The sequence below is a fragment of the Streptomyces albidus (ex Kaewkla and Franco 2022) genome, from assembly GCF_013870515.1.
GTDB lineage: Bacteria > Actinomycetota > Actinomycetes > Streptomycetales > Streptomycetaceae > Streptomyces > Streptomyces albidus.
In genome coordinates this window covers 1-23,237 of the sequence record NZ_JACBXA010000072.1, presented here as the reverse complement: position 1 = coordinate 23,237, position 23,237 = coordinate 1, and the positions used below count along the sequence as shown (strand labels likewise).

The 23,237-nt window shown below is 69.3% G+C and carries 21 protein-coding genes, 1 pseudogene and 1 riboswitch; of the genes and pseudogenes, 13 read left to right on the top strand and 9 right to left on the bottom strand.

All coding sequences use genetic code 11. From position 1 onward, the window contains the following. The 3 genes from dprA to H5J26_RS13780 all read left to right on the top strand — a co-directional run. A partial coding sequence (dprA, locus tag H5J26_RS13790) for a DNA-processing protein DprA (protein WP_181766125.1) occupies nt 1–939 on the top strand: 939 nt, incomplete at its 5' end. 269 nt (nt 940–1,208) lie between these two features. Then, nucleotides 1,209–2,054: an RNA polymerase sigma factor WhiG gene (gene whiG / locus H5J26_RS13785; protein ID WP_181766124.1), complete on the top strand. Its 846-nt coding sequence runs from the start codon at nt 1,209–1,211 to the stop codon at nt 2,052–2,054. Between the two features lie 53 nt (nt 2,055–2,107). After that, the gene (locus H5J26_RS13780) at nt 2,108–2,665 is read left to right on the top strand and encodes a TetR/AcrR family transcriptional regulator (RefSeq protein WP_181766126.1); all 558 of its coding nucleotides are present in this window, start codon (nt 2,108–2,110) and stop codon (nt 2,663–2,665) included. Between the two features lie 18 nt (nt 2,666–2,683). Here H5J26_RS13780 and H5J26_RS32270 read toward each other — a convergent pair whose 3' ends face one another. Continuing rightward, nucleotides 2,684–3,352 (bottom strand): M23 family metallopeptidase, encoded by a 669-nt coding sequence (locus H5J26_RS32270; RefSeq protein WP_309237899.1) that lies wholly within the window; start codon nt 3,350–3,352, stop codon nt 2,684–2,686. A gap of 666 nt (nt 3,353–4,018) precedes the next feature. Here H5J26_RS32270 and rpsB point away from each other — a divergent pair. The 5 genes from rpsB (at nt 4,019) to H5J26_RS13750 (ending at nt 8,877) form a co-directional block, all read left to right on the top strand. Then, nucleotides 4,019–4,963 (top strand): 30S ribosomal protein S2, encoded by a 945-nt coding sequence (rpsB, locus tag H5J26_RS13770; RefSeq protein ID WP_181766122.1) that lies wholly within the window; start codon nt 4,019–4,021, stop codon nt 4,961–4,963. Nucleotides 4,964–5,180: 217 nt separating this feature from the next. Beyond that, complete coding sequence (tsf, locus tag H5J26_RS13765; protein ID WP_181766121.1) at nt 5,181–6,017, top strand: translation elongation factor Ts; 837 nt, start codon at nt 5,181–5,183, stop codon at nt 6,015–6,017. Nucleotides 6,018–6,181: 164 nt separating this feature from the next. Beyond that, nucleotides 6,182–6,949: a UMP kinase gene (pyrH, locus tag H5J26_RS13760; RefSeq protein WP_181766120.1), complete on the top strand. Its 768-nt coding sequence runs from the start codon at nt 6,182–6,184 to the stop codon at nt 6,947–6,949. 151 nt (nt 6,950–7,100) lie between these two features. Next, nucleotides 7,101–7,658 (top strand): ribosome recycling factor, encoded by a 558-nt coding sequence (gene frr, locus H5J26_RS13755; RefSeq protein ID WP_181766119.1) that lies wholly within the window; start codon nt 7,101–7,103, stop codon nt 7,656–7,658. A gap of 64 nt (nt 7,659–7,722) precedes the next feature. Beyond that, nucleotides 7,723–8,877: a phosphatidate cytidylyltransferase gene (locus tag H5J26_RS13750; protein WP_181766118.1), complete on the top strand. Its 1,155-nt coding sequence runs from the start codon at nt 7,723–7,725 to the stop codon at nt 8,875–8,877. A gap of 38 nt (nt 8,878–8,915) precedes the next feature. Here the strand turns inward: H5J26_RS13750 and H5J26_RS13745 are convergent, their stop codons facing one another. From H5J26_RS13745 to H5J26_RS13735, 3 genes are all read right to left on the bottom strand, one after another. Then, nucleotides 8,916–9,425, bottom strand: a complete 510-nt coding sequence (locus H5J26_RS13745) for an SRPBCC family protein (protein ID WP_181766117.1) — start codon at nt 9,423–9,425, stop codon at nt 8,916–8,918. Continuing rightward, nucleotides 9,422–9,778, bottom strand: a complete 357-nt coding sequence (locus H5J26_RS13740; protein WP_181766116.1) for an ArsR/SmtB family transcription factor — start codon at nt 9,776–9,778, stop codon at nt 9,422–9,424. Before H5J26_RS13740 ends, H5J26_RS13745 begins: the two co-directional genes overlap by 4 nt. 210 nt (nt 9,779–9,988) lie before the next feature. After that, nucleotides 9,989–10,477, bottom strand: coding sequence for a hypothetical protein (locus tag H5J26_RS13735; RefSeq protein WP_181766115.1), 489 nt, complete (start codon nt 10,475–10,477; stop codon nt 9,989–9,991). 216 nt (nt 10,478–10,693) lie between these two features. On the opposite strand from H5J26_RS13735, the gene rlmN reads away from it, so the two are divergent. The 4 genes from rlmN (at nt 10,694) to H5J26_RS13715 (ending at nt 15,920) form a co-directional block, all read left to right on the top strand. Continuing rightward, nucleotides 10,694–11,800 carry a 23S rRNA (adenine(2503)-C(2))-methyltransferase RlmN gene (gene rlmN, locus H5J26_RS13730; protein ID WP_181766114.1) on the top strand — a complete coding sequence of 369 codons (1,107 nt, stop codon included), beginning with the start codon at nt 10,694–10,696 and terminating at the stop codon, nt 11,798–11,800. 168 nt (nt 11,801–11,968) lie between these two features. After that, a riboswitch (TPP riboswitch) is annotated at nt 11,969–12,089 on the top strand. Then, on the top strand, nt 12,085–13,164 hold the full coding sequence (locus tag H5J26_RS13725) for a thiamine ABC transporter substrate-binding protein (RefSeq protein WP_181766113.1): 1,080 nt from the start codon (nt 12,085–12,087) through the stop codon (nt 13,162–13,164). It overlaps the preceding riboswitch by 5 nt. Before the next feature lie 101 nt (nt 13,165–13,265). Continuing rightward, nucleotides 13,266–14,891 carry an ABC transporter permease gene (locus H5J26_RS13720; RefSeq protein ID WP_235980685.1) on the top strand — a complete coding sequence of 542 codons (1,626 nt, stop codon included), beginning with the start codon at nt 13,266–13,268 and terminating at the stop codon, nt 14,889–14,891. Then, nucleotides 14,892–15,920, top strand: a complete 1,029-nt coding sequence (locus tag H5J26_RS13715) for an ABC transporter ATP-binding protein (protein WP_181766111.1) — start codon at nt 14,892–14,894, stop codon at nt 15,918–15,920. Between the two features lie 14 nt (nt 15,921–15,934). On the opposite strand, the gene H5J26_RS13710 is transcribed toward H5J26_RS13715, so the two are convergent. The 5 genes from H5J26_RS13710 to H5J26_RS13690 form a co-directional block, all read right to left on the bottom strand. Beyond that, entirely contained in the window at nt 15,935–17,026 is a 1,092-nt protein-coding gene (locus H5J26_RS13710) for an LOG family protein (RefSeq protein ID WP_181766110.1), read from the bottom strand. An 81-nt stretch (nt 17,027–17,107) separates the two neighbouring features. Next, nucleotides 17,108–18,388 carry a hypothetical protein gene (locus tag H5J26_RS13705; protein WP_181766109.1) on the bottom strand — a complete coding sequence of 427 codons (1,281 nt, stop codon included), beginning with the start codon at nt 18,386–18,388 and terminating at the stop codon, nt 17,108–17,110. After that, entirely contained in the window at nt 18,370–19,236 is an 867-nt protein-coding gene (locus H5J26_RS13700) for an ABC transporter ATP-binding protein (RefSeq protein ID WP_181766108.1), read from the bottom strand. The genes H5J26_RS13705 and H5J26_RS13700 overlap by 19 nt, the downstream gene beginning before the upstream one ends. Nucleotides 19,237–19,494: 258 nt before the next feature. Then, nucleotides 19,495–21,144: a thiamine pyrophosphate-binding protein gene (locus tag H5J26_RS13695; RefSeq protein ID WP_181766107.1), complete on the bottom strand. Its 1,650-nt coding sequence runs from the start codon at nt 21,142–21,144 to the stop codon at nt 19,495–19,497. Nucleotides 21,145–21,313: 169 nt separating this feature from the next. After that, a complete protein-coding gene (locus H5J26_RS13690) occupies nt 21,314–22,810 on the bottom strand; it encodes a sodium:solute symporter (protein ID WP_181766106.1) in 1,497 nt (498 codons plus the stop codon). Between the two features lie 206 nt (nt 22,811–23,016). Between H5J26_RS13690 and H5J26_RS13685 the strand changes: the two are divergent. Continuing rightward, nucleotides 23,017–23,237 (top strand): annotated as a pseudogene (locus tag H5J26_RS13685) (PucR family transcriptional regulator ligand-binding domain-containing protein); the annotation flags it as partial.

Here is a 23,237-nt window from a genome sequence, read left to right as displayed (position 1 = left end):
GCGGACTTGGCAGCCGTCAAGGCGGTCGGCGGCCGGTTCCTGTGCCCCGGCGACCCTGAATGGCCCGGTCAGCTGGACGCACTGGGCGTGACAAGGCCCATCGGGCTGTGGGTCCGCGGTGCTCCGTATCTGCGGTTCTGGGCACTGCGTTCGGTCGCGGTCGTCGGGGCGCGTGCCTGTACGGAGTACGGCGTGCACGTTGCAGCCGTGCTCGGGGCGGGGCTTGCGGAACGTGGATGGACGGTGGTCTCGGGAGCGGCCCATGGCATCGACGGAGCCGCGCACCGGGGCGCCCTCGCCGCCGGGGGCGCCACCGTCGGGGTGCTGGCGTGCGGCGTGGATGTCGCATACCCCTCGGGGCACGCCGAGTTGATCCGGCGCATCGGCGAACAGGGCCTTCTGCTGGCCGAGTTGCCGCCACGGGACCATCCGACGCGAAGCCGCTTCGTCCTGCGGAACCGGGTGATCGCCGCCCTCACGAGAGGCACTGTCGTGGTGGAAGCCGCGCTGAGGAGTGGCTCGCTGTCCACCGCCCGGCACGCACGACGGCTGGGCCGGCTCGTGATGGGAGTCCCGGGCCCCGTCACCTCCGGGCTGTCCGCCGGGGTGCACGAACTGCTGCGCGAGGAGGGCAGCGTGATCACCGACGCCGCTGAGGTGATCGAACTGGTCGGAAGCATGGGAGAGCTGGCCCCCAGAAGGCGCGGCCCTGCCCTGCCCCGTGACGTGCTGCCCGGGGAGGCGGCGCTCGTTCTCGACGCCCTGCCGGGGCGCGGCACCGCCGAATCCGTTCAGCTGGCGCAGGCCGTCGGCATCACGCCGGAGACCGCGCTGGTGCGGCTCCAGGAGCTGTGCGCGCTGGGCTTCGTCGAACGCCTGGGCAACGGCTGGCAGTTGAGTAGGACCGCCGGACTCAAGGCCAGGCACCCCATCGAGTGAAGAGCCGGTCCTTGACCTGGGGCTATCGAATGAAAGGGTGATCCGTATGCTCCGGTTTCGCCCCTTCCCGCTACGAAAGCCGGTCTTGGGTGCTGTCGTCGGAGTAACTCCCGGGTGCGTCCAGCGGAACGTATCTGCGCATGCAGAAGCGCGCGCTCATCGCATAGTGCGACTCCGCGGTCACGCTACGCTCACATCTCCCATGGAAGCGGCTCCGGTCACGCTCCCCCCGCGTGATGGCCACTCAGCAGAACGGCTCAAGGCGACGAATGCCCCAGCACATCCCCGGGCCTGACGGCGCGGCAACAGCCGCGGCGCCGGTCGCAGCCGAGAACACCAGGCCTGTTGCAGACCGAAGTCCCCTCGACGAGCTGTGGCGGCGGTACAAGGCCACCGCTGACGAAGGGCTGCGGGAACAGCTGATCCTCCACTACTCCCCCCTCGTCAAATATGTCGCCGGGCGCGTCAGTGTGGGCCTGCCCTCCAACGTCGAGCAGGCCGACTTCGTCTCCTCCGGGGTCTTCGGGCTCATCGACGCGATCGAGAAGTTCGACCCCGAGCGCTCCATCAAGTTCGAGACGTACGCGATCACCCGCATCCGTGGCGCGATGATCGACGAACTACGGGCCCTGGACTGGATTCCCCGGTCGGTACGGCAGAAGGCGCGCGCCGTCGAGCGTGCCTACGCCTCGCTCGAGGCCACTCTGCGGCGCAGCCCGTCGGAGTCCGAGGTCGCGGACGAGATGGGCATCCCCCTGGAGGAACTGCACGGCGTCTTCAGCCAGTTGTCCCTGGCGAACGTGGTCGCGCTGGAGGAACTGCTTCATGTCGGCGGCGAGGGCGGCGACCGCCTGAGCCTGATGGACACCCTCGAGGACACGGCCGCTGACGATCCGGTCGAGGTCGCCGAAGGCCGGGAGCTGCGCCGGCTGCTTGCCCGGGCCATCAACACCCTCCCGGAACGGGAGAAGACGGTGGTCACCCTCTACTACTACGAGGGCCTCACCCTGGCTGAGATCGGCCAGGTACTCGGTGTCACCGAGAGCCGGGTCAGCCAGATCCACACCAAGTCGGTTCTTCAGCTTCGTGCAAAGCTGGCCGACGTCGGTCGCTGAATCGGTACCTCCCTCCGTATGGTGGGGGCGTGCCAAGGATTCGAGCGGCCTCCGTGGCCGAGCACCGGACCATGCAGCGTGCAGCCCTGCTGGACGCTGCCCGCGCACTGCTCTCCGAAGGCGGCACGGAAGCGCTGACGTTCCCCGCTCTCGCTCAGCGGACGGGTCTGGCGCGCTCCTCCGTGTACGAGTACTTCCGATCCCGCGCGGCCGTCGTCGAGGAACTCTGCGCCGTCGACTTCCCTGTCTGGGCAGCCGAGGTGGAGACCGCGATGGCGGAGGCCGAGACGGCGGAAGGCAAGATCGAAGCGTATGTACGGCAGCAGCTGGCTCTGGTCGGCGACAGGCGCCACCGTGCGGTCGTAGCGATCTCGGCCGGCGAACTCGACGCGGGCGCGCGGGAGAAGATCCGCGCCGCTCACGGCGGGCTCGTCGCGATGGTCGTCGAAGCGCTCGGCGCACTCGGCCACGAGCAGCCGCGACTGGCAGCGATGCTGCTGCAGGGCGTCGTCGACGCAGCAGTTCGACGCATCGAGCTGGGTGCCGCCGAGGACCCCGAGCAGATCACCGAGGCGGCCGTCTCCATGGCCTTGAGCGGCGTCGGCAACTGACGCCGGAGCAGGCACCGCTCAGGGCGGAGCCCGCGGTGGTCTCCTCGCTCTCGACGTCCTTGCCGCGACCGTTCGCGAGAGACGACGGCGGCCGAACAGCGCCGCCCCGGCCAATGCGAGCGCCAACACTGCCCCGCCAGCGCCTACTTGACCCCCTCCCGCTCCGGTCGAGCTCATTGGTCCCGCGCGAGTGGTTGCCGGGGCTCCGTGAGCCACCATTCCCTGCTGGGAGCTCGCCCCGCTGCTCGAACCGGAATCCGTGGAGGCATCGCTGCGGGGCAGGGGGATGCCGAAGACAGGCAGCAGCCTGGACGGACCGCCCCGCAGGAGGCCGGCCGGAAGCAGCGAGAGCGGATCGAGGTAGCGCGTGCCTCGACGTGCGCCCCAGTGCAGGCAGCCGCCGCCGCAATGGGAGAGCCCGCCGGTCATGAAGGCAACGGTCTCCCCAGCGCGTACCCGGTCGCCCTCGCGGACCGTGGGCCGCACCGGCTCGTAGGTCGTGCGGATGGGAGGCCTGCCCGTCCCCGACAGCTCGATCGACAGCACTCCCCGCCCCGCGACCTTGCCCGAGAAGGAGACCCTTCCGTCCGCGACCGCGCGCACAGCCCGCCCCTGAGGAGCCGCGAGATCCACGCCGCGATGACCGGCCGCCCAGGGAGTGGGCGGCGGCTCCCAGCCCCGTCTCATCAGGGGCCGCACCGCGCCGGCGCTGCCCTCCACCGGCCATACGCCGTCCTGGGAGCCGGCCGCAGGCCGTGGCGCCGACGGCTCGTGCCTCACGACCGCATGTGCCCGCGAATCCGTCGCCGTCCCGTTGCTCAGGGCAAGGAGCAGGCAGAGAGCCACGCCCAGCAGCCCCCGGAAGATCACTCCGGCCATCCGCGTCGCCGATCGCGTCCCCGTTGTGATGCCATGCCGTTTCCGCCCCCCTGTGCCGCCGTCCAGCATCGTCGTTCCGTACACCTGGCGGTGCCGTGAGCACACGATCGCGCATCGTGACGGAGCGCAGGGATCTTGCCGAACATCTGTGAACGTGCAGGGAGTTGTGGACAACCTCGTCACCCGCGCGGGGGGTGTTGGGGAGCGTAAGACCTCGGCGCCGGCCACATGGCGAGCGGTGCGTCCGGTGGAGGGAGCACGGGCCCTCCACGGTCCCGTACACTGCTGGTGGCGGCCCGGTCCACCGGGCTGACTTCGCACGCCTCGCCACCCTCACCCGGTGGCCGTGCATCTCGGTCCCAGGAGGGCCTTCCCAACGGGCATCTCCCGGGCACAGCACGACAGAGGCGTCAGGCAAGCGACGGCCGTCCCGGCCGTTGCTGACGACAACCGAGTAAATCAAGGAGAACGGCCATGGCCGTCGTCACGATGCGGGAGCTGCTGGAGAGCGGCGTCCACTTCGGGCACCAGACCCGTCGCTGGAACCCGAAGATGAAGCGCTTCATCTTCACCGAGCGCAACGGCATCTACATCATCGACCTGCTCCAGTCGCTGTCGTACATCGACCGCGCCTACGAGTTCGTCAAGGAGACCGTCGCGCACGGCGGTTCCATCATGTTCGTGGGTACCAAGAAGCAGGCCCAGGAGGCCATCGCCGAGCAGGCCACCCGCGTGGGCATGCCCTACGTGAACCAGCGCTGGCTCGGCGGCATGCTGACGAACTTCTCGACCGTCTACAAGCGCCTTCAGCGGCTCAAGGAGCTGGAGCAGATCGACTTCGAGGATGTGGCCGCCTCCGGCCTCACCAAGAAGGAGCTGCTCGTTCTCTCCCGCGAGAAGGCGAAGCTGGAGAAGACGCTCGGCGGTATCCGCGAGATGCAGAAGGTGCCCAGCGCCGTCTGGATCGTGGACACCAAGAAGGAGCACATCGCCGTCGGTGAGGCGCGGAAGCTCAACATTCCGGTCGTCGCGATTCTCGACACCAACTGCGACCCGGACGAGGTCGACTACAAGATCCCGGGTAACGACGACGCGATCCGCTCCGTCACGCTCCTCACCCGTGTGATCGCCGACGCCGCCGCCGAGGGCCTCATCGCCCGCTCCGGTGCGGCCGAGGCCGCCAAGGGCGGCGACAAGGCCGCCGAGCCGCTGGCCGAGTGGGAGCGCGAGCTCCTCGAGGGTGAGAAGGGCGAGAAGGCGGAAGCCTCTGCCGAGAAGGCCGAGTCCGCTCCCGCCGAGGCTGCCGAGTCCGCTCCCGCCGAGGCCGCTGCCGAGGAGAAGCCGGCCGACGCCGAGCCCAAGGCTGACGAGAAGCCGGCCGAGGAAGCCCCCGAGGCGAAGACCGCCGAGAACGCGTGATGTCCGCGGGGTGGCGGCGGGACGCAACTCCCGCCGCCGCCCCGTGACACAGCTTCAAGAGGCCGCATGAGAAGAGACGCGCCGAAGAGCGCGACTCCGCCCTCTCCCAGAAGGTGAGAAGGCGTCTCATCGGGCCTCCCGACACCTCAAGACGAATGCAAGCTCCGCTCCGGCGCTGAGCGCGACGGCGGAGCCTGGTCACAGAAGGAAACCAGTAATGGCGAACTACACCGCCGCCGACGTCAAGAAGCTCCGTGAGCTCACAGGCGCCGGCATGATGGACTGCAAGAAGGCGCTGGACGAGGCCGAGGGCAACGTCGACAAGGCCGTCGAGATCCTGCGCGTCAAGGGGCAGAAGGGCGTCGCCAAGCGCGAGAGCCGCACTGCTTCGAACGGCGCGGTCGTCGCCCGCATCGCGGACGACAACAACTCCGGAGTGCTCGTCGAGCTGAAGTGCGAGACGGACTTCGTCGCCAAGGGCGACAAGTTCATCGCCGCAGCAGACGCCATCGCCGCGCACGTCGCCGCCTCCTCTCCCGCGGACACCGCCGCGCTGCTCGCGTCGGAGATCGAGCCGGGCAAGACCGTGCAGGCGTACGTCGACGAGGCCAACGCCAACCTCGGCGAGAAGATCGTCCTGGACCGCTTCGCCCAGTACTCCGGCGGCTTCGTCGCCTCCTACCTGCACCGCACCAGCCCGGACCTGCCCCCGCAGGTCGGCGTGCTGGTCGAGCTGGACAAGGAGAACCCGGAGATCGCCAAGGACGTTGCGCAGCACATCGCCGCCTTCTCTCCGAAGTTCCTCTCCCGCGAGGACATCCCGGCCGAGACGGTGGAGAGCGAGCGCCGCATCGCCGAGGAGACCGCGCGCGAGGAGGGCAAGCCCGAGCAGGCGCTGTCCAAGATCGTCGAGGGTCGGGTCACGGGCTTCTTCAAGGAGAACGCCCTGCTGGACCAGCCCTTCGCGAAGGACAACAAGAAGTCGGTCCAGAAGATTCTGGACGAGGCCGGTGTCACGCTGAAGCACTTCGCCCGCTTCCGCGTCGGCGCCTGACGACCCGAGCCCGTTGACGCACACCGGTCGCGTGGAGCACGCAACCGGTACGCGCCCGCTAAGGTCGGGCAACAGGGCAGTTGTGACGAGGAGGCCATTGCCGTACGAGGGATTGCAAGGATCCGACGGCAGTGGCCTCTTTCGTATGTGCACGAGGAGAACGCATGAGTAAGGACACCGACACCAGCGACACAGGCAGGGTCCGCGGCGGCCGAAGGCGCTTCATGCTCAAGCTCTCCGGTGAGGCGTTCGCCGGCGGCGGGGGGCTCGGTGTCGACCCCGACGTCGTGCACAAGATGGCGCACGAGATCGCGTCCGTCGTACGGGACGGAGCGGAGCTCGCCGTCGTCATCGGCGGCGGCAACTTCTTCCGCGGGGCGGAGTTGCAGCAGCGTGGCATGGACCGGGCGCGTTCCGACTACATGGGCATGCTCGGTACGGTCATGAACTGCCTTGCCCTGCAGGACTTCCTGGAGAAGGAAGGCATCGACTCCCGTGTCCAGACCGCCATCACGATGGGGCAGGTCGCCGAGCCGTACATCCCGCTGCGCGCGGTACGGCATCTGGAGAAGGGCCGGGTCGTCATCTTCGGCGCCGGTATGGGCATGCCGTACTTCTCCACCGACACCACGGCCGCGCAGCGCGCGCTGGAGATCCACGCCGAGGCGCTGCTGATGGGCAAGAACGGCGTCGACGGGGTCTACGACTCCGACCCCGCGAAGAACCCGGACGCCGTGAAGTTCGACGCCCTCGAGTACGGCGAGGTCATCACCCGCGATCTGAAGGTCGCCGACGCCACGGCCGTCACCCTCTGCCGGGACAACAAGCTCCCGATCCTCGTCTTCGAGCTTCTGGCCGAGGGCAATATCGCGCGGGCGGTGAAGGGTGAGAAGATCGGCACCCTGGTGAGCAACCAGGGTACGAGGGGCTGATGTTCGGCCCGCGGCGTCATGTCCGGAGCCCCGGCAACCAGGGGTCGTGGGAACGGCCCGACGCGGGGATGGACAACCGTCAGCCGGTCGGACACCGTGCAGGAAACAGGGCTTATCCGCAAGGCTCATTCATCGAGACCAGGAGCACGTGGTGATCGAAGAGACCCTCCTCGAAGCCGAGGAGAAGATGGAGAAGGCGGTCGTGGTCGCCAAGGAGGACTTCGCGGCGATCCGCACCGGACGGGCACACCCGGCCATGTTCAACAAGATCGTGGCGGAGTACTACGGAGCGATGACGCCGATCAACCAGCTGGCGTCGTTCTCCGTGCCGGAGCCGCGGATGGCGGTGGTCACTCCGTTCGACAAGAGTTCCCTGCGCAACATCGAGCAGGCCATCCGCGACTCGGACCTGGGCGTCAACCCGTCGAATGACGGCAATATCATCCGGGTGACGTTCCCCGAGCTGACCGAGGAGCGCCGCAAGGAGTTCATCAAGGTCGCCAAGGCGAAGGGTGAGGACGCCAAGATCTCGATCCGCAGCGTCCGTCGCAAGGCCAAGGAGAGCCTCGAGGCGGCCATCAAGGACGGCGACGTCGGCGAGGACGAGGGCCGTCGCGCGGAGAAGGAACTCGACGACACCACCGCGAAGTACGTGACGCAGGTGGACGAGATCCTCAAGCACAAGGAAGCCGAGCTGCTCGAGGTCTGAGTCCCACACGTGTGGGAGGTCTGCCCGAGATCCGTCCATGGTCCGACGTCTGAGGCTGCAATCTGTGAACGACTCATCCTGGGGAGCACCGACGCCCCGTGCCGGCTTCCGGGGCGCACCCGATCAGGGACGCGCTCCGGGAGGCGCATTCCACCCCGGTGCGGGTGAGGCTCCCGCGCACGAAGGCGGCGGTGTGTCGCAGACTCGGCCTATGCCCATCGTGTCGGATCCAGGCGGTCAAGGCAGCAGTCACGGCAGATCCGGGCCGGGCGGCTCCCACGGTTCAGGCGGTCCAGGTGGCGCCGGCGGAGCCTCCGGTGGCCGTGACGGCCACGGGGACCGGTCCGGTCAGCGGCCTGCTTCGCAGGAGTCCGACCCGGGCCCCGCCCCGCTCGGCGGCAAGAAGCGCGCCGGCCGGGACCTGCGAGCCGCCATAGGAGTAGGCGTCGGGCTCGGCGTGGTCATCCTCGCCTCCCTGTTCTTCTACAAGCCGGTCTTCCTCGGCGTGGTCGTCGTCGCCGTGGTCGTCGGCCTGTGGGAGCTCACCTCGCGCCTGAACGAGCGCAAGGAGATCCGGGCGCCCTTGGTGCCCCTCGCGGTGGGCGGCGCCGCGATGGTCGTCGCCGGGTACGTGCGCGGCCCCGAAGGCGCGTGGATCGCCATGGCCCTCACCGCGCTGGCCGTCCTCGTCTGGCGGATGACGGAGTCACCGCACGAATATCTGCGGGACGTGACCGCTGCGGTATTCGCCACCTTCTACGTGCCCTTCCTGGCCACGTTCGTGGCGCTCATGCTCGCCGCCGACGACGGGCCGTGGCGGGTGCTGGTCTTCCTGCTGCTCACGGTCGTCAGTGACACCGGCGCGTACGCAGTCGGCTGGCGCTTCGGCAAGCACAAGCTGGCCCCGCGGATCAGTCCCGGTAAGACCCGCGAGGGCTTGGGCGGTGCCGTGGCTTTCTCCATGGCGGCGGGCGCGCTGTGCATGCAGTTCCTGATCGACGACGGCGCCTGGTGGCAGGGTCTGCTGCTGGGGCTGGCCGTAGCGGTGAGTGCCACCCTCGGAGACCTGGGCGAGTCGATGATCAAGCGCGACCTGGGCATCAAGGACATGGGCACCCTGCTCCCCGGTCACGGCGGCATCATGGACCGGCTCGACTCCCTGCTGCCGACGGCGCCGATCGTATGGCTGCTGTTCGTCGTCTTCGTGGGCGGCGGCTGAGTCGCACAGCGTGGGGGTCATCCGCAGGGGCGCTTGCCTCAGGCGGCCCCCAACTCCTCGGCCAGGGCCACGTAATAGCCCTTCATCGACGGGTAGTAGTCGTCGAAGTCGGGCATCGGTCCGTCACCCAGAGCAGCCGTGAACCTGTCGAGGTAGTACTCCCAGCCGGGTCCCGTATCGCCGACCGTTGCCGTGTCGGTGAGGTGCTGCACGAAGCGCATCTCGGTGGAGCCGTCCCGTTCCGTGAGGTGCACCTCGAGGTTCCAGGTGCCGTACTCGTCGACGGCGGACACGGCGAGATGATGCGGTGGCTCGCACGCCTCGATCCTCATCGGCATCTCGGGGTCGCCGTCCTCGGCGGTCATGGTGACGCTGATCGACTGACCCGCGCCGGGAGTCCCTGCCCAAGGCCCGAACCAGCGGCTTGTGCGCTCGGATTCGGTGAGGGAGTCCCACACATCGCCGACGGGCGCGCGGAAGGTGCGGGTGAGTACGAGATCCGGGCCTGTCGAGGTGCTGCTGAGGGACCCGGTGGGCTTCGGTGTCATGCGGGCTTCTCCTTGGCTTCGTCGGTGGACTGTGCCTGGCGGCGTCGCTCACGTCGAGTCCGGTGAACCTCCGTCTCGAGCGCGTCGAAACGCTGCTCCCAGCGGTTCGAGAACTGCTCCAGCCATTGCCGCAGCTCCACCAGCGGAGCAGTCTCCAGCCGGTAGACCCGCTCACGACCACGGTCTTCGGCGACGACGAGACCGGCCTCGCGGAGCACTCTGAGGTGCCGACTCACGGCGGGCCGGCTGACGTCGAAGTGCCCGGTGATCTCGCTGACGTTGCGAGGCCGCGCATGCAGCAGGACGAGGATTTCTCGTCGGACGGGGTCTGCCAGGGCGGCAGGAGCTCTCATGACGAGAAGCGTAACCTATCGGTTACGCGTTTGCGTCTCGCTTGCGCCGGGTCACGGTCGAACGACGGAGTACGTGGGCTCGCCCCCTGTCGGACCAGGTGGCCCGACAGGAGAGTCAGAGGTGATCGGCCGAATTGGGAGCGGAGTACTGGGGAGCGGAGTACGCGGCGCGTCGAGAACCGCCCTGAATCGCGTGTCGGCCTTGTCTCGTCAGGCGTAGGTCCAGCGCCATGCGTTCGAGCTGTATGCGCACTTGATCTTCGTGCCGCTCGTGGTGGTGGTGATGGCGCCGTGGTCGCTGTTCCGGCAGAACTGTCCTGCCGAGTAGCAGTTCCCCGCGTTGGAGACGATCGTGCACGTGTCCGTGCTGTCCTGGCCGCCGCTGCTGTCGCTGCCAGCGGCCTTGGCGGTTGCGGTTTTGGTGACGGTGACCGTGGGGGCGGGCTTCGTCTTGGCCTTGATGGTCTCTGTGACGGTCGGGCCGGGCTCGGGCGTGGCCGTGACTGTCGCGCTGACTGTCTTCGTGGGCTTTGCCCTTGTCTCGACGATTCGTTGCTCGTCGTCCACAGCGGATCCGATGATCGTGCCTGCGATCAGCAGAGCTAAGCCTCCGGCCCACACGAATACGCGGGTGTGGAGCGGGCGGGCGTTGGGTGGGCGCGGTGCCGGCGGTATCGGAGAGGAATACGGATCAGTCATGACGTCCCCTAGGGAGTTTTGGGGTAAATGACCGTAACGCTCAACTCCACAGCGCGTGAGGGGGTATGTACGAATAGTGGTCACCTTGTAACCATTATTCGACCAGTACCTGTCGTCCCTGGGTCCGCCCAAGCCGACATCCGCCGCCCAGTAGTGACCGTCCCCACCCCGCTCTGGCCTGGGCCACCCTTACCCGTCTGCGACACTGGTACGGCTATGCCGAAGCCCGGAGAACTCACCTTTGTCGCCCCCCGTGGAGCCGTCAGGCCGCCGCGGCATCTTGCCGATCTCGCGCCCGACGAGCGCAGGGCGGCGGTCGCCGAGCTGGGCGAGAAGCCCTTCCGGGCGAAGCAGCTCTCGCAGCACTACTTCTCCAGGCTGGCCCACGAGCCCGAGCAGTGGACGGACATCCCCGCTGCCGCGCGCGAGAAGCTGGCCGCGGAGCTGCTGCCGGAGCTGATGAGCGTGGTGCGGCACGTCAGTTGTGACGACGACACCACCCGTAAGACTCTCTGGAAGCTGCACGACGGCACGCTCGTCGAGTCGGTCCTGATGCGGTACCCGGACCGGGTCACCATGTGCATCAGTTCGCAGGCCGGCTGCGGCATGAACTGCCCGTTCTGCGCCACTGGTCAGGCGGGCCTCGACCGCAATCTGTCGACCGCCGAGATCGTGCACCAGATCGTGGACGGCGTGCGGGCGCTGCGCGACGGAGACGTTCCGGGAGGGCCTGCCCGGCTGTCCAACATCGTCTTCATGGGGATGGGCGAGCCGCTGGCCAACTACAAGCGGGTGGTCGGCGCGATCAGGCGGCTCACCGACCCGGAGCCCGACGGGCTCGGACTGTCGCAGCGCGGCATCACCGTCTCGACGGTCGGACTCGTTCCGGCGATGCTCCGCTTCGCGGACGAGGGCTTCAAGTGTCGCCTGGCCGTCTCCCTGCACGCCCCGGACGACGAACTCCGCGACACCCTCGTCCCCGTCAACACCCGCTGGAACGTACGCGAAGTGCTGGACGCGGCCTGGGAGTACGCCGAGAAGTCGGCACGCCGCGTCTCCATCGAGTACGCGCTCATCAAGGACATCAACGACCAGGCGTGGCGCGCGGATCTGCTGGGCCGGCTGCTCAAGGGCAGGCCCGTCCACGTGAATCTCATCCCGCTCAACCCCACTCCGGGTTCCAAGTGGACGGCCTCGCGTCCGGAGGACGAAGCGGCCTTCGTACGGGCGCTGGAGTCCCACGGCGTGCCGGTGACCGTACGGGACACCCGGGGCCAGGAGATCGACGGCGCGTGCGGGCAGTTGGCCGCGACGGAACGCTGACCGGAGGTCGCCGTCCCGGTATCGCGACCGGAGGCGAGCGAAGCCGCTGCGGCGAGGTGTCGAGCGCGTGCCGAACGGGAGCGCCGGGTCGCACCGCAGGGCCGACTGGTAGCCTCTGTTGGGGCCTTGTCGTAGCCACAACAACCGGCGACGGCCCTGCACAACACCACAGACCGACAGGGGAGCGCACACAGCGCTGAGAGTGCGGCAGCTCGTACGGATGCGAGCAACCGCAGACCCTCGAACCTCGCCCGGGTCATGCCGGGTAGGAAGTCGATGAGCCGATGAGCAAGCATGCGCTGCACACTTCTGCCGCCGTCACCTCAGTCCTCCTCCTCGCGGGCACTCTGACCGCCTGCGGCGGCCAGGGCTCGGGGAGCGACCAGGACAGCAAGACGGTCACACTCGTCACCCACGACTCCTTCGCGGCGTCCAAGCCCGTGCTGAAGGAGTTCACACGGCAGACCGGATACAAGCTCAAGGTGCTGCGGGGAGGTGACGCCGGAGCCGCCGTGAACCAGACGGTGCTCAACAAGGGGAATCCGCAAGGGGATGTCTTCTTCGGCGTCGACAACACCCTTCTCTCCCGCCCGCTCGACAAGGGTGTCTTCGCCCCCCACCGGGCGAAGGGGCTGGACAAGGTCCCCGAGGACCTCCAGCTCGACGCGGAAAAGCACCGGGTCACCCCCGTGGACTCCGGCGAGATATGCGTCAACTACGACCGCGGCTACTTCGAGGACAAGAAGCTGGACCCGCCCGAGACGCTCGCCGATCTCGCCGAGCCCCGGTACAAAGACCTTCTCGTCACCTCGAACGCCGCGACGTCATCGCCGGGCCTGGGATTCCTGCTCGCCACCGTCGACGAGTACGGCAAGGGCTGGAAGGGCTACTGGAAGAAGCTGCGTGCCAACGGCGTCGAGGTCGTCGACGGCTGGGAGCAGGCCTACAACGACCGCTTCAGCGGTTCACACGGCGGCAAGGGCAAGGGCGACAAGCCGCTCGTCGTCTCCTATGCCTCCAGCCCGCCCGTCGAGGTGCTGGGCAAGAAGCCGATGCCCGCGAAGGCGCCGACCGGGATTGCGAAGGGCACGTGTTTCCAGCAGACGGAGTTCGCCGGCCTGCTGGAAGGAGCGCGGAACCCCAAGGGGGGCAAGGCTCTGGTGGACTTCATGCTCAGCAAGAAGTTCCAGGAGGACCTGCCCCTGCAGATGTTCGTCAACCCTGTGCGTGACGACGCCGATCTGCCGGAGCTGTTCACGAAGTACGGGGAATCCGTCGACGACGCGGCGACCATGCCTCCGGCGAAGATCGCCGCGAACCGCGAGCAGTGGATCAAGTCATGGACCTCGCTCGCAGTGAAGTAGACGAAGCACCCGGCGCGGCAGAGCGAGGCGAGCCGCCGCAGGCGGCACCAGCCGGGGGCCGTCGCAGGGAGGGGCGCCGCAGCGCGTTGCGGCTCGCGTTGATGGTGCTGCCGGTGGCCTTCTTCGGGCTGTTCTTCGCCTACCCCGTGGCCGCCATCGTCGGACGCGGGCTTCGCTCGGACGGCCAGTGGCAACTCGGCCTGCTGGGGCAGGTGCTGACCGACCCGGACGTGCTGCAGGTGCTGTGGTTCACGGTGTGGCAGGCCGCCGCCTCCACCGCGTGCACGCTGGCGCTGGCGTTGCCGGGAGCGTACGTGTTCGCCCGGTTCGACTTTCCGGGCAAGCGTCTGCTGCGTGCTGTCGTGACGGTGCCCTTCGTGCTGCCGACAGTGGTCGTGGGGTCGGCCTTCCTCGCGCTGCTGGGACGTGGTGGCGCACTGGAGGAGTGGTTCGGCCTGCGGCTGGACACGAGCGTGTGGGCGATCCTTCTCGCGCACGTCTTCATCAACTACGCGGTCGTCGTACGGACAGTCGGCGGGCTGTGGTCCCAACTCGACCCGCGCCAGGAGGAGGCCGCCCGTGTGCTCGGCGCGAGCCGCATCGCTGCCTGGCGCCGGGTGACACTTCCGGCGCTGGCACCGTCCATCGGCGCGGCGGCACTGATCGTCTTCCTCTTCACCTTCACCTCTTTCGGCGTGATCCAGGTCCTCGGCGGGCCGCGTTACGCCACCCTCGAGGTCGAGATCTACCGGCAGACCGCCGCCCTGCTGGAGCTGCCCACCGCGGCGGTGCTCACGCTGCTGCAGTTCGCCGCGGTCACCGCGATGCTCGCCTTCCACGCGCGCACCGTACGGAAGCGGCAGTCCATGCTGAGCATGCTTCCGGCCGAGCAGACCGCGCGCCGCCCCCAAGGGCCGGGCCAGTGGGCGCTGTTGGGGTCGGTCCTGACGGTCGTGGTGCTGCTGATACTGACGCCCCTGGCGGTCCTCGTGGAACGCTCGTTCAACGGACCCGATGGTTACGGCACGGCCAACTACCGAGCCCTCGGGTCCGTTTCGAGCGACGCCACGTTCACGGTCGCCCCGGTCGCCGCGATCGGCAACTCACTGATCTACGCGGCGCTCGCCACGTGCATCGCCCTGGTCGTCGGCGGGCTGGCCGCGGCAGCGCTGACCACCAGAGGCGGAGGCGGCGCCGTCGGCCGGCTCGTACGCGGCTTCGACTCGATGCTGATGCTGCCGCTCGGCACGTCGGCGGTCACGGTGGGCTTCGGCTTCCTCATCGCCCTCGACGAACCGCCGCTGGACCTGCGTTCGTCGTGGATGCTCGTCCCTCTCGCCCAGGCACTGGTGGGGGTGCCCTTCGTCATACGGACGATGTTGCCCGTGCTGCGAGCGGTCGATGTGAGACTCCGCGAAGCGGCTGCCGTGCTGGGCGCTTCGCCGCTGCGTGCGTGGCGCGAGGTGGACCTTCCGCTCGTACGCCGGGCACTGATCGTCGCCGCGGGCTTCGCATTCGCCGTCTCTCTGGGCGAGTTCGGCGCGACGGTTTTCATCGCGCGTCCCGACGCACCCACGCTCCCCGTCGCGGTCTCCCGCTTCCTCGGACGCGCCGGCGAACTCAACTACGGGCAGGCGATGGCCATGAGCGCCATTTTGATGCTCGTGTGCACGGGCACCCTGCTCGCTCTGGAACGCATACGCACCGACCGTTCAGGAGAGTTCTAGATGCTGCGACTGAACGGTGTGACCGTCGACTTCGGTGCCCGGCGCGCGCTGGACGCGGTGGACCTGGAGGTCGCCGACCACGAAACCGTGTGCGTGCTCGGCCCGAGCGGCAGCGGGAAGTCGACGCTTCTGCGCGTCGTGGCAGGGCTGCAGACCCCGGACGCCGGCCGCGTGTTCCTGTCCGGACAGGACCGGACGGAGGTGCCACCGCACCGGCGCGAGGTCGGACTGATGTTCCAGGACCACCAGTTGTTCCCTCAGCGGGATGTCGGCGGCAACGTCGCGTTCGGCCTTCGCATGCGCCGCGCGCGAAGGCAGGAGACGGCGGAGCGCGTCGCCGAACTCCTCGACCTGGTAGGCCTTCCCGACGCGCAGCGCCGAACCGTCGCAACCCTCTCCGGAGGGGAACAGCAGCGCGTCGCCCTCGCCCGGGCACTCGCGCCGCAGCCCCGCCTGCTGATGCTGGACGAGCCACTGGGCCAGCTCGACCGCGGGCTGCGCGAACGTCTCGTCGTCGAACTGCGCGCTCTCTTCCACCGGTTGAGCACCACGGTTCTGGCGGTCACCCATGACCAGGGAGAGGCATTCGTACTGGCGGACCGCGTCGTGGTGATGAACGAGGGCCGCGTCGCCCAGGCGGGCACGCCCCTTGAGGTGTGGCAGCACCCCGCCTCGGAGTTCGTCGCGCGCTTCCTCGGCTTCGACAACGTCGTCGAGGCGAGCGTGCACGGCGGAGCGGCAGACACCCCATGGGGCAAACTTCCCGTCCCGGACGGCATTCCGACGGGAGCCTGCAAGCTCCTTGTGCGCCCGACAGGCGTGCGGCTGACGGCAGTTGAGGACGGACTGCCTTGCACCGTCGAAGCCCGCACGTTCCGTGGCGGCGACGCAGCCGCCGTGACGCTGCTGCTCCAGCCGCAGCACGGACCACGCATGGAAGCGTCGTGTGCGCTGCGGGAGGCGCCGGAGCCCGGCTCGTCTGTCGGCGTTGCCTTCGACGAACAGGAAGTCGTACGACTGGCGGGCTGACCGCCTCCGCACACTCAGCCGGACAGCCGGGCGAGAGTTGCCGGGACCTCCTCCACCGAGTCGACCAGCGCGATGCGCGAAGCCATCGGCCTCTCGGACGCCAGCGCTTGGAGAAGCGGCCAGCACGGCAGCGTGCGCGTCCAGTGCTCCTCGTTGACGAGCACCATCGGGGTGGGCGCACCGCGCGACTGGTAGTAGTTCGGGGTCGCGTTGTCGAAGATCTCCTGCACGGTCCCCGCCGCGCCCGGCAGGAAGACGACTCCGGCGTTCGACCGTGCCAGCAGGCCGTCCTCGCGTACGGCGTTCACGAAGTACTTGGCGATGCACTGGGCGAACGCGTTGGGCGGCTCGTGCCCGTAGAACCAGGTCGGGATGCCAACTGACGCGCCCCCCTGCGGCCAGCCCTCGCGCACCGCGAACGCCGCACGGGCCCACTCGCCGACGGAGTCCTCGAAGGACGGCGCGGCGGAGATCATCTCCAGAGATTTCTCCAGCATGCCGTCCTCGAACGGCGCCGCGTAAGCCCCGAGGTTCGCGGCCTCCATGGCTCCTGGGCCGCCGCCGGTCGCGACGGTGTGACCCCCGCGCGCGAGGGCGCGGCCGAGGCGTGCCGCTCCGGCGTACGCATCGGTGCCGCGTGCGAGCCGGTGCCCGCCCATGACGCCCACGACCCGGGCGCCGACGAGGTGTTCGTCCAGTGCATCGGAGATCGCGTCGTCGTGCACGGCGCGGAGCATGGAGGAGAAGACGTCCCCGTCGTTCTTCGTCCGCTGGAACCAGCTGTACGACCGGGCATCCGGCGTCTGCTCGTACCCGTCGTCCAGCCCGGCGAACAGCTCCTCCGGAGAGTAGAGCCGCCCGCGGTAGGGGTTGAACGGGAGCTTCGGCACGGGCGGGAAGACGAGACCACCGCTCTCCTGCACCCGTACGACGGCCTCCGCGGCCATCGCGCAGCCCAGGAAGACGGCGCCGTCCGTGTCCGCCGAAGCCAGAGCGTCCGTGCGCTCGCTCAGATCCACGGACTGGACGCGCCATCCGCTGAGCGATCCGGTCGCTTCGATGACGTCGTCGAACTCGACGAGACTCTCTATCTCATGGTCCAGCATTCCGTCAGCGTAGGCGCTCGCCGCCCGATGCGGTCCGGGACGGACGAGAGACGCGTGGGCGCTGACGCCGGCGGGCGAAGGTCAGGACGTCAAAGGGAGCGCGGCGAGTTGGCCGACGGCCCAGGTCAGCGAGCCCAGCACCACGCACAGCACACCCACCCGGACCGCTGCCGCACCACGCAGCAGACGGCGGGGAGCACCGAGTCGTGTCAGTGTCGCGTTCGCGGAAGCGCGGGACGAGCGTGACTCCGCGGCGGCCGTCAGCGCGCTGGCCGTCACACAGATCACCACCAGGGCGGCACCGAGGACGGTCAGCGGCCCGAGCATGCGGGCCCCGTCCGCCGGCGCCTTGGCGTACAGCTCCGCTGCGGCCAGTCCGCCTGCGGCCACGGCGCACAGAACACCCAACGGGCGTCCGACGCGGCCGGCTTCCTGTTGCAGAACCCGTCCCGCCAGCAGCCTCACGGCTCCAGGGCGTCCCACGGCGATCAGCAGTCCGCAGAGTTGAGTCAGTCCCGGCCCGGCCAGCACCAGACCCAGTGCCGTCAGCATCCAGCCGCCGAGCACGCCGGGTGCGTGGTTCGAGAGCACGCCCGCGAGGGAGACCGGCTTCGGGGACCGGCTCGCGTACGTCTCCATCGCGAGGCCCGCAGCGATCAGCGCCGTGCCCCAGGGGAGGGTGATGGACGCCGGCAGCGAACCGGGCAGCAACCTGAACGGTGCTGCCTCACGGTCTCCGACGGGGTGGTCCAGCTGCCTGGCCGAGCCACCCGAGGGTGCTGTGGCCGTACCTGCGTGCACGCCGGGGCCGGAACCGCCGCCGGCCACGGCCGTCGCCCCCACCGCCATCATCGGGCGGGGCCGTGTGGCCAGAGCGGCGGCACCGCCGGCGATCAGAGGCGGGACGCACAGCAGCACCAGCGTCGCCGCCACCGGCAACGGATGGTCGGCGGCAAGGAGTTTCACGGCGGCGCCGTCGAAGGGCAGCGTCGCCAACTGCCCGCGCAGATGCAGGTAGACGACGAGTGCGATCGCGCTGCCCAGCAGTGAGGCCATCGCGGTCGACAGGGCGGCGAGCAGCGGAACGCGTGCCGGGCCGACCCCTGCCGCGTCCAGTGCGGACCGTGATCGTGAACCGGGTTCCGTACGGGCGACCGCTGCGGCGAACTGCACCGCTGCCGCGAGCGGTGCGAGGCACCATACGAGCCGTACGAGGGAAGCGCCGGAGTCCTGCGGATGAGCGAGGGCATGGCTCAACGCGGCGAGCAGCAGGAAGCCGACCACTGCTGTGGCGACGGCCACGAGGAGGCGGCGCAGCAGTGTGAGGGGATGACCACCGCGGGCTAGACGGAGAGCGAGCACGCGGCACCCTTGGAGTCTTCGCCGTCCGAGTCGTCGTCGCCCGCGGCCATGCCCTTGCCGTCGGCGCTTCCGTTCTCGTCGTTCCCGTCGTGTCCGTGCTCGCCCGGGCCCGGTGAGACCAGGCCGTTGAGGCGTCCGTCGACCATCGAGAGGTTGCGGTCGGCGAGTGTGGGGCCTGCCGCGTCGGCGGCGTCCGGATCACCCGGCACCACCTTGGGCAGCATCACCGCTGGATCGTGCGTCGTGAGCACCACCGTGATGCCGTGCGACCGGGCGGCCGTGGTCAGCGTGCGCATCACCTGCGCTCGTTCCGCCTGGTGGAGCGGCGCGGTCGGCTCGTCCGCGAAGAGGATCGCGGGAGCGGGCGCGAGGGCGCGGGCGATCGCGACGCGCTGACGCTGTGATTGCAGCAGGGCGGAGGGCCGCTTGCGTGCACACTCGCCGACGTCGAGTCTCTCCAGCCACTCCATGGCGGCCTTGCGAGCGGCGCGGTGGCCGGCTCCGACCAGCAGCAGCGGCAGAGCGGCGTTCTCCCAGGCGGTCAGTTCGGGGATGAGCTGCGGCTCGCTGCCGACCCAGCCGAAGCGGTCACGGCGCAGCCGCTCGCGAGAGGTCCGTCCGAGCGTGTGGATCGGCACGCTGTTGAACCAGACCTCGCCGTGGTGCGGCGTCAGTTGCCCGGAAAGACAGCTCAGCAGTGTCGTCTTGCCGCTGCCGCGAGGTCCGGTCACGGAGACGATCTCGCCCGAGCGGACGCCGATCGAGACACCTTGCAAGGCGGGCGAACCGCCGTACGCGTAGTGCAGTCCGCGTGCCCAGAGCACGTCGTTGTCCGGCGGTGCTGCCACTGAGGGCACCTCCACTCACCTCTGCTCTGCTGGTCCGTTCCGGCCCCCGGAGCCCTCTGGACGGGTGAACGGGGAGCCGGGGGCGTCGGTCACAGGCACCGTAAGGACAGCCGGGCGTGCAACCGGTGCCATCCGGCGGGGCACGGCGCAGATTCCACCGAACGGGCCCGCAGATGGCCCCGGGACCGGCACGGTCTCGCGCCTGTTCGCAGCGGGCAGCGAGAAGTTCCCGGGGGTGAGCCGGAGCGGACAGGGGCGTCAGTGCTGTTCGGGGAGGTGTGTCGGCGCGAACATCCGCAGCACCGCGGGGAGAAGCACGACCGACGGACCCGGCTCTGCCAGCGCCGCCGACAGATCCTCGCGCAGCCGCTCGGGCGAGGTACGCACAGCGGGGACGCCGAAGGACTCCGCCAGCGCGACGAAGTCGGGACGGGACAGCTCCGTGCCGGTCGATTCGCCGAAGGCATCCGTCATGTACGTGCGCAGGATGCCGTAGCCGCCGTCGTCGACGATCAGCCAGGTCACCGGAAGGTCGTACTGCCGGGCGGTGGCCAGTTCGGCGATCGAGTACATGGCGCCGCCGTCACCGGAGACGGCCAGGACCGGAGTGCGGCGGCCGGGGTCGGCGACGGCCGCGCCGACCGCGGCGGGGAATCCGTAGCCCAAGCCCCCTGCGCCCTGGGCCGAGTGCATCGCGCCGGTGCGGGGGTCGAAGGCCGACCACGCCCAGTAGGCGAGGATCGTCATGTCCCAGAAGCTCGGTGAGCCGTCCGGCAGCGCGTCGCGCACGGCGGTCAGCAGCTGCTGTTCGAGGTCGAGTTCCTGCCCGGCGATCCTCGTGCGGACGCGTTCCAGGAGGGCGGCGACCCGGTGTGCCGCGTCACCCGCGGGGCGGGGGATGACGGCGCTCGTCAGTGCTTCGAGGGCCGCTCGTGCGTCCGCGTGGATGCCGAGGGCCGGATAGTTGGACTCCAGCTTTCCCAGGTCGGCTTCGATGTGGATGACACGGCCGCGCGGGGAGAGGGTGTGGTAGTTGGAGGAGAGTTCGCCGAGGCCGGAGCCGACGACGAGCAACGCGTCGGCGTCCGCGAGGAATTCGGTGGTGTGGGCGTCCTCGATCCACGAGCCGGCCGAGAGCGGGTGCGCGGTGGGGAAGGCACCCTTGCCGCCGAAGGTGGTGGCGACGGGAGCGTCCAACCGCTCGGCCAGTTCCAGTAGTTGAGCCTGGGCGCCGGAACGTACGACACCGCCGCCGGCCAGAATCGCCGGGCGGGAAGCCGAGTTGAGCAGTTCCGCGGCTTGAGCGGTCAGTTCGGGGCGTGGGAGCAGGGGCCGCGGGGTGACGGCTTCGAGTTCGGAGAGCGACGCGGGGGGCGGGACGTCCGTGGGGGAGAGCAGCACGTCCTGCGGTATCTCCACCCAGACCGGGCCGCAGGGCGCCTCCGAGGCGCTGACCCACGCGGCGGCCAGCGCGGACGGTATCTGTGAGGCGGCGCGGACGGTGTGGACGGACTTGACGACGTCGCGGAACGACGCCTGCTGGTCGCGGAGTTCGTGCAGGTATCCCTTGCGGCCGCCACCGAGGCCCGCTGTGGGGATCTGGCTGCTGATGCCCAGCACGGGTACGGACGCGGCGGCGGACTCCTGGAGCGCGGCGAGCGACATCAGCGCGCCCGGTCCCGTCGAGACGAGCAACGGCGTCACGGTGCCCGTCAGCCGGGCGTGGGCGTCGGCGGCGAAGCCCGCGTTGTTCTCCACCCGCAGACCGACATAGGCGAGCGGGGAACGCCGCAACGCGTCGAATGCGCCCAGCGCGTGCTGTCCCGGCAGGCCGAAGACGGTGGAGGCACCGAGGGCGGTCAGTGACTCGGCGACGAGGTCGCCGCCGGTGCGGACTACGGAGGCCATGCTGGGGATCGCGCCTTTCGTTGCTGAGCTTCGTTGTGACGGGGTCTCGTCGTGGCAGGGCTTCTGCGTGCGGGAGTCCGACGCCGGGTTCACGGTATGGCGGGAAGCCTTCGCTGAGGCGACCTGCCCGCCGTGCCCCCGACGCCGGACCCCCGGGTCGGGGTCGCCGTCAGACGCCTGCGGGTGCGTCCGACGGGGTGCCGGGCTGCGACTCCCCGGCGAGGCGGGCTCGCCAGGCCGCGAGCACCGCCGGGTCCGTCGGCTTGCTGATCAGGCTCACCACGACATGGGTGACCAGCGAGGCCAACAGGCCGTAGTAGATGGGCTCGTTGGCGAGGATGCCCTTCCAGGCCATGACCGAGATCACCGTCACACCGCCGACGGCGACCGCCGCGAGCGCACCGGCCGCTGTGCCGCGCTTCCAGACCAGGCCGCCCAGGATCGGCACCAACAGCCCGCCGACCAGCAGGTTGTAGGCCACCGTGAGGGCTTCGACCACGTCGTTGAGCGCGATGGATATGACGACCACGGCAGCGCCCATGATCAGGATGAAGACACGGTTGCCGCGCACCTCGTCGTGGGCCGAGTGGTCCGCCTCCTCGGAGGTGCTTGCCTCCGTCACGTCAGCGCCGCGTGACTTGAGGCGCAGACGCTTCCAGATGTCGTTGTTGGCGACCGTCGCGCATGCGATCAGCGCTCCGGACGACGTCGACATGACCGCGGACAGGGCGGCGGCCAGCACCAGCCCCTTCACGCCGATGGGAAGGGACTCGCCGACGATGGTCGCGAACGCGGCGTCGGCGCTGTCCAGCTTCGGGTGGAGCGCCTTGGTCGCCATGCCGATCAGGGCGCCCGCGATCGCGTACACCAGGCAGTAGATGCCGGCGACGGAGCCGCCGCTGCGGGCGACCTTGTCGCTGCGGGCCGTGAACACGCGCTGCCAGATGTCCTGCCCGATCAGCATGCCGAAGGAGTAGATGAGCACGTACGTGAAGACGGTCTGGACACCGATGCTCATGGGGGAGAAGTAGTCGTCGGGCAGCTGCTCGCGCATGCCCTCGATGCCGCCTGCCTTGTAGACCGCGATCGGCAGCAGCAGAAGCAGCACGCCCACCGACTTCACGACGAACTGCACCATGTCCGTCAGCGTGATCGACCACATGCCGCCGAGCGTCGAGTACGCGATGACGATGCCGCCGCCGAGAATGATCGCCAGCGACCTGTCGAGCCCGAAGATGACGTCGAAGATGGTCGCGTAGGCGATGGTCGAGGTGACGGCGAGCATCAGCGTGTACGCCCACATCACCAGCCCGGAGATCACGGAGGACGAGCCGCCGTAGCGCAGGTCGAGCATCTGGCCGACGGTGTAGACCTTCAGCCGCGATATGCGGGCGGAGAAGAAGACGCTCAGCGCCAGCAGTCCGAAGCCGATGGTGAACACGAGCCAGGCGCCCGACAGTCCGTGCTCGTAGCCGAGTCCGACGCCGCCGATGGTCGAGGCGCCGCCGAGGACGATGGCCGCCATCGTGCCGGAGTACATCGGCGGTCCCAGGCGCCGACCGGCGACGAGGAAGTCGCTCTTGGACTTGGCGCGGCGCATGCCCCACCAGCCGACCGCGAGCATGCCGACGAGATAGAAGATGATCACTGCGTAGTCGACAGCCATGGTGCGCTCCTCGTGCCGAGCGGGGTGGTGAGAGGGAGTGGGGCCTGAGGGGGACTGCGGAGGGGACGGAACCTGGGGAGAGGGGAGGGGTGCAGCGGGGACGGGGGTGGTGATTGAAGGTTTGAGCGGTGAGCCTAGGTGTCGTCAAGGCAGCCAGGAAGTGTACGTTTCCTCCATTCAGGCAGGCTCGACTGTATGAACCGTCCATGGAGGTGCCCGTGCAGGAGCTGGTCCCTCCCACCGTCCCGGTCCCGCTGGCCGTCCTGACGGACGACGCGGAGCTCGGCCTGCGCCAGGTCGCGGGGCCGCGGGCGTCCGATGCGGCCGTGTACACGGTGCACACCAGCGAGATGGCGGACCCGCTGCCGTACCTGCTGGGCGGCGAGCTGCTGCTGAGCGCGGGCGTGCACTGTCCGGCCGGAGCGGA

What these genes read in the sequence shown, in the direction of transcription:
- whiG (WP_181766124.1), top strand. Translation starts at nt 1,209, where the DNA reads ATGCCCCAGCACATCCCCGGGCCTGACGGCGCGGCAACAGCCGCGGCG.
- H5J26_RS32270 (WP_309237899.1), bottom strand. Translation starts at nt 3,352, where the DNA reads ATGAGACGGGGCTGGGAGCCGCCGCCCACTCCCTGGGCGGCCGGTCAT.
- rpsB (WP_181766122.1), top strand. Translation starts at nt 4,019, where the DNA reads ATGGCCGTCGTCACGATGCGGGAGCTGCTGGAGAGCGGCGTCCACTTC.
- tsf (WP_181766121.1), top strand. Translation starts at nt 5,181, where the DNA reads ATGGCGAACTACACCGCCGCCGACGTCAAGAAGCTCCGTGAGCTCACA.
- pyrH (WP_181766120.1), top strand. Translation starts at nt 6,182, where the DNA reads ATGAGTAAGGACACCGACACCAGCGACACAGGCAGGGTCCGCGGCGGC.
- H5J26_RS13745 (WP_181766117.1), bottom strand. Translation starts at nt 9,425, where the DNA reads ATGACACCGAAGCCCACCGGGTCCCTCAGCAGCACCTCGACAGGCCCG.
- H5J26_RS13740 (WP_181766116.1), bottom strand. Translation starts at nt 9,778, where the DNA reads ATGAGAGCTCCTGCCGCCCTGGCAGACCCCGTCCGACGAGAAATCCTC.
- H5J26_RS13735 (WP_181766115.1), bottom strand. Translation starts at nt 10,477, where the DNA reads ATGACTGATCCGTATTCCTCTCCGATACCGCCGGCACCGCGCCCACCC.
- rlmN (WP_181766114.1), top strand. Translation starts at nt 10,694, where the DNA reads ATGCCGAAGCCCGGAGAACTCACCTTTGTCGCCCCCCGTGGAGCCGTC.
- H5J26_RS13725 (WP_181766113.1), top strand. Translation starts at nt 12,085, where the DNA reads ATGAGCAAGCATGCGCTGCACACTTCTGCCGCCGTCACCTCAGTCCTC.
- H5J26_RS13720 (WP_235980685.1), top strand. Translation starts at nt 13,266, where the DNA reads ATGGTGCTGCCGGTGGCCTTCTTCGGGCTGTTCTTCGCCTACCCCGTG.
- H5J26_RS13715 (WP_181766111.1), top strand. Translation starts at nt 14,892, where the DNA reads ATGCTGCGACTGAACGGTGTGACCGTCGACTTCGGTGCCCGGCGCGCG.
- H5J26_RS13710 (WP_181766110.1), bottom strand. Translation starts at nt 17,026, where the DNA reads ATGCTGGACCATGAGATAGAGAGTCTCGTCGAGTTCGACGACGTCATC.
- H5J26_RS13695 (WP_181766107.1), bottom strand. Translation starts at nt 21,144, where the DNA reads ATGGCCTCCGTAGTCCGCACCGGCGGCGACCTCGTCGCCGAGTCACTG.
- H5J26_RS13690 (WP_181766106.1), bottom strand. Translation starts at nt 22,810, where the DNA reads ATGGCTGTCGACTACGCAGTGATCATCTTCTATCTCGTCGGCATGCTC.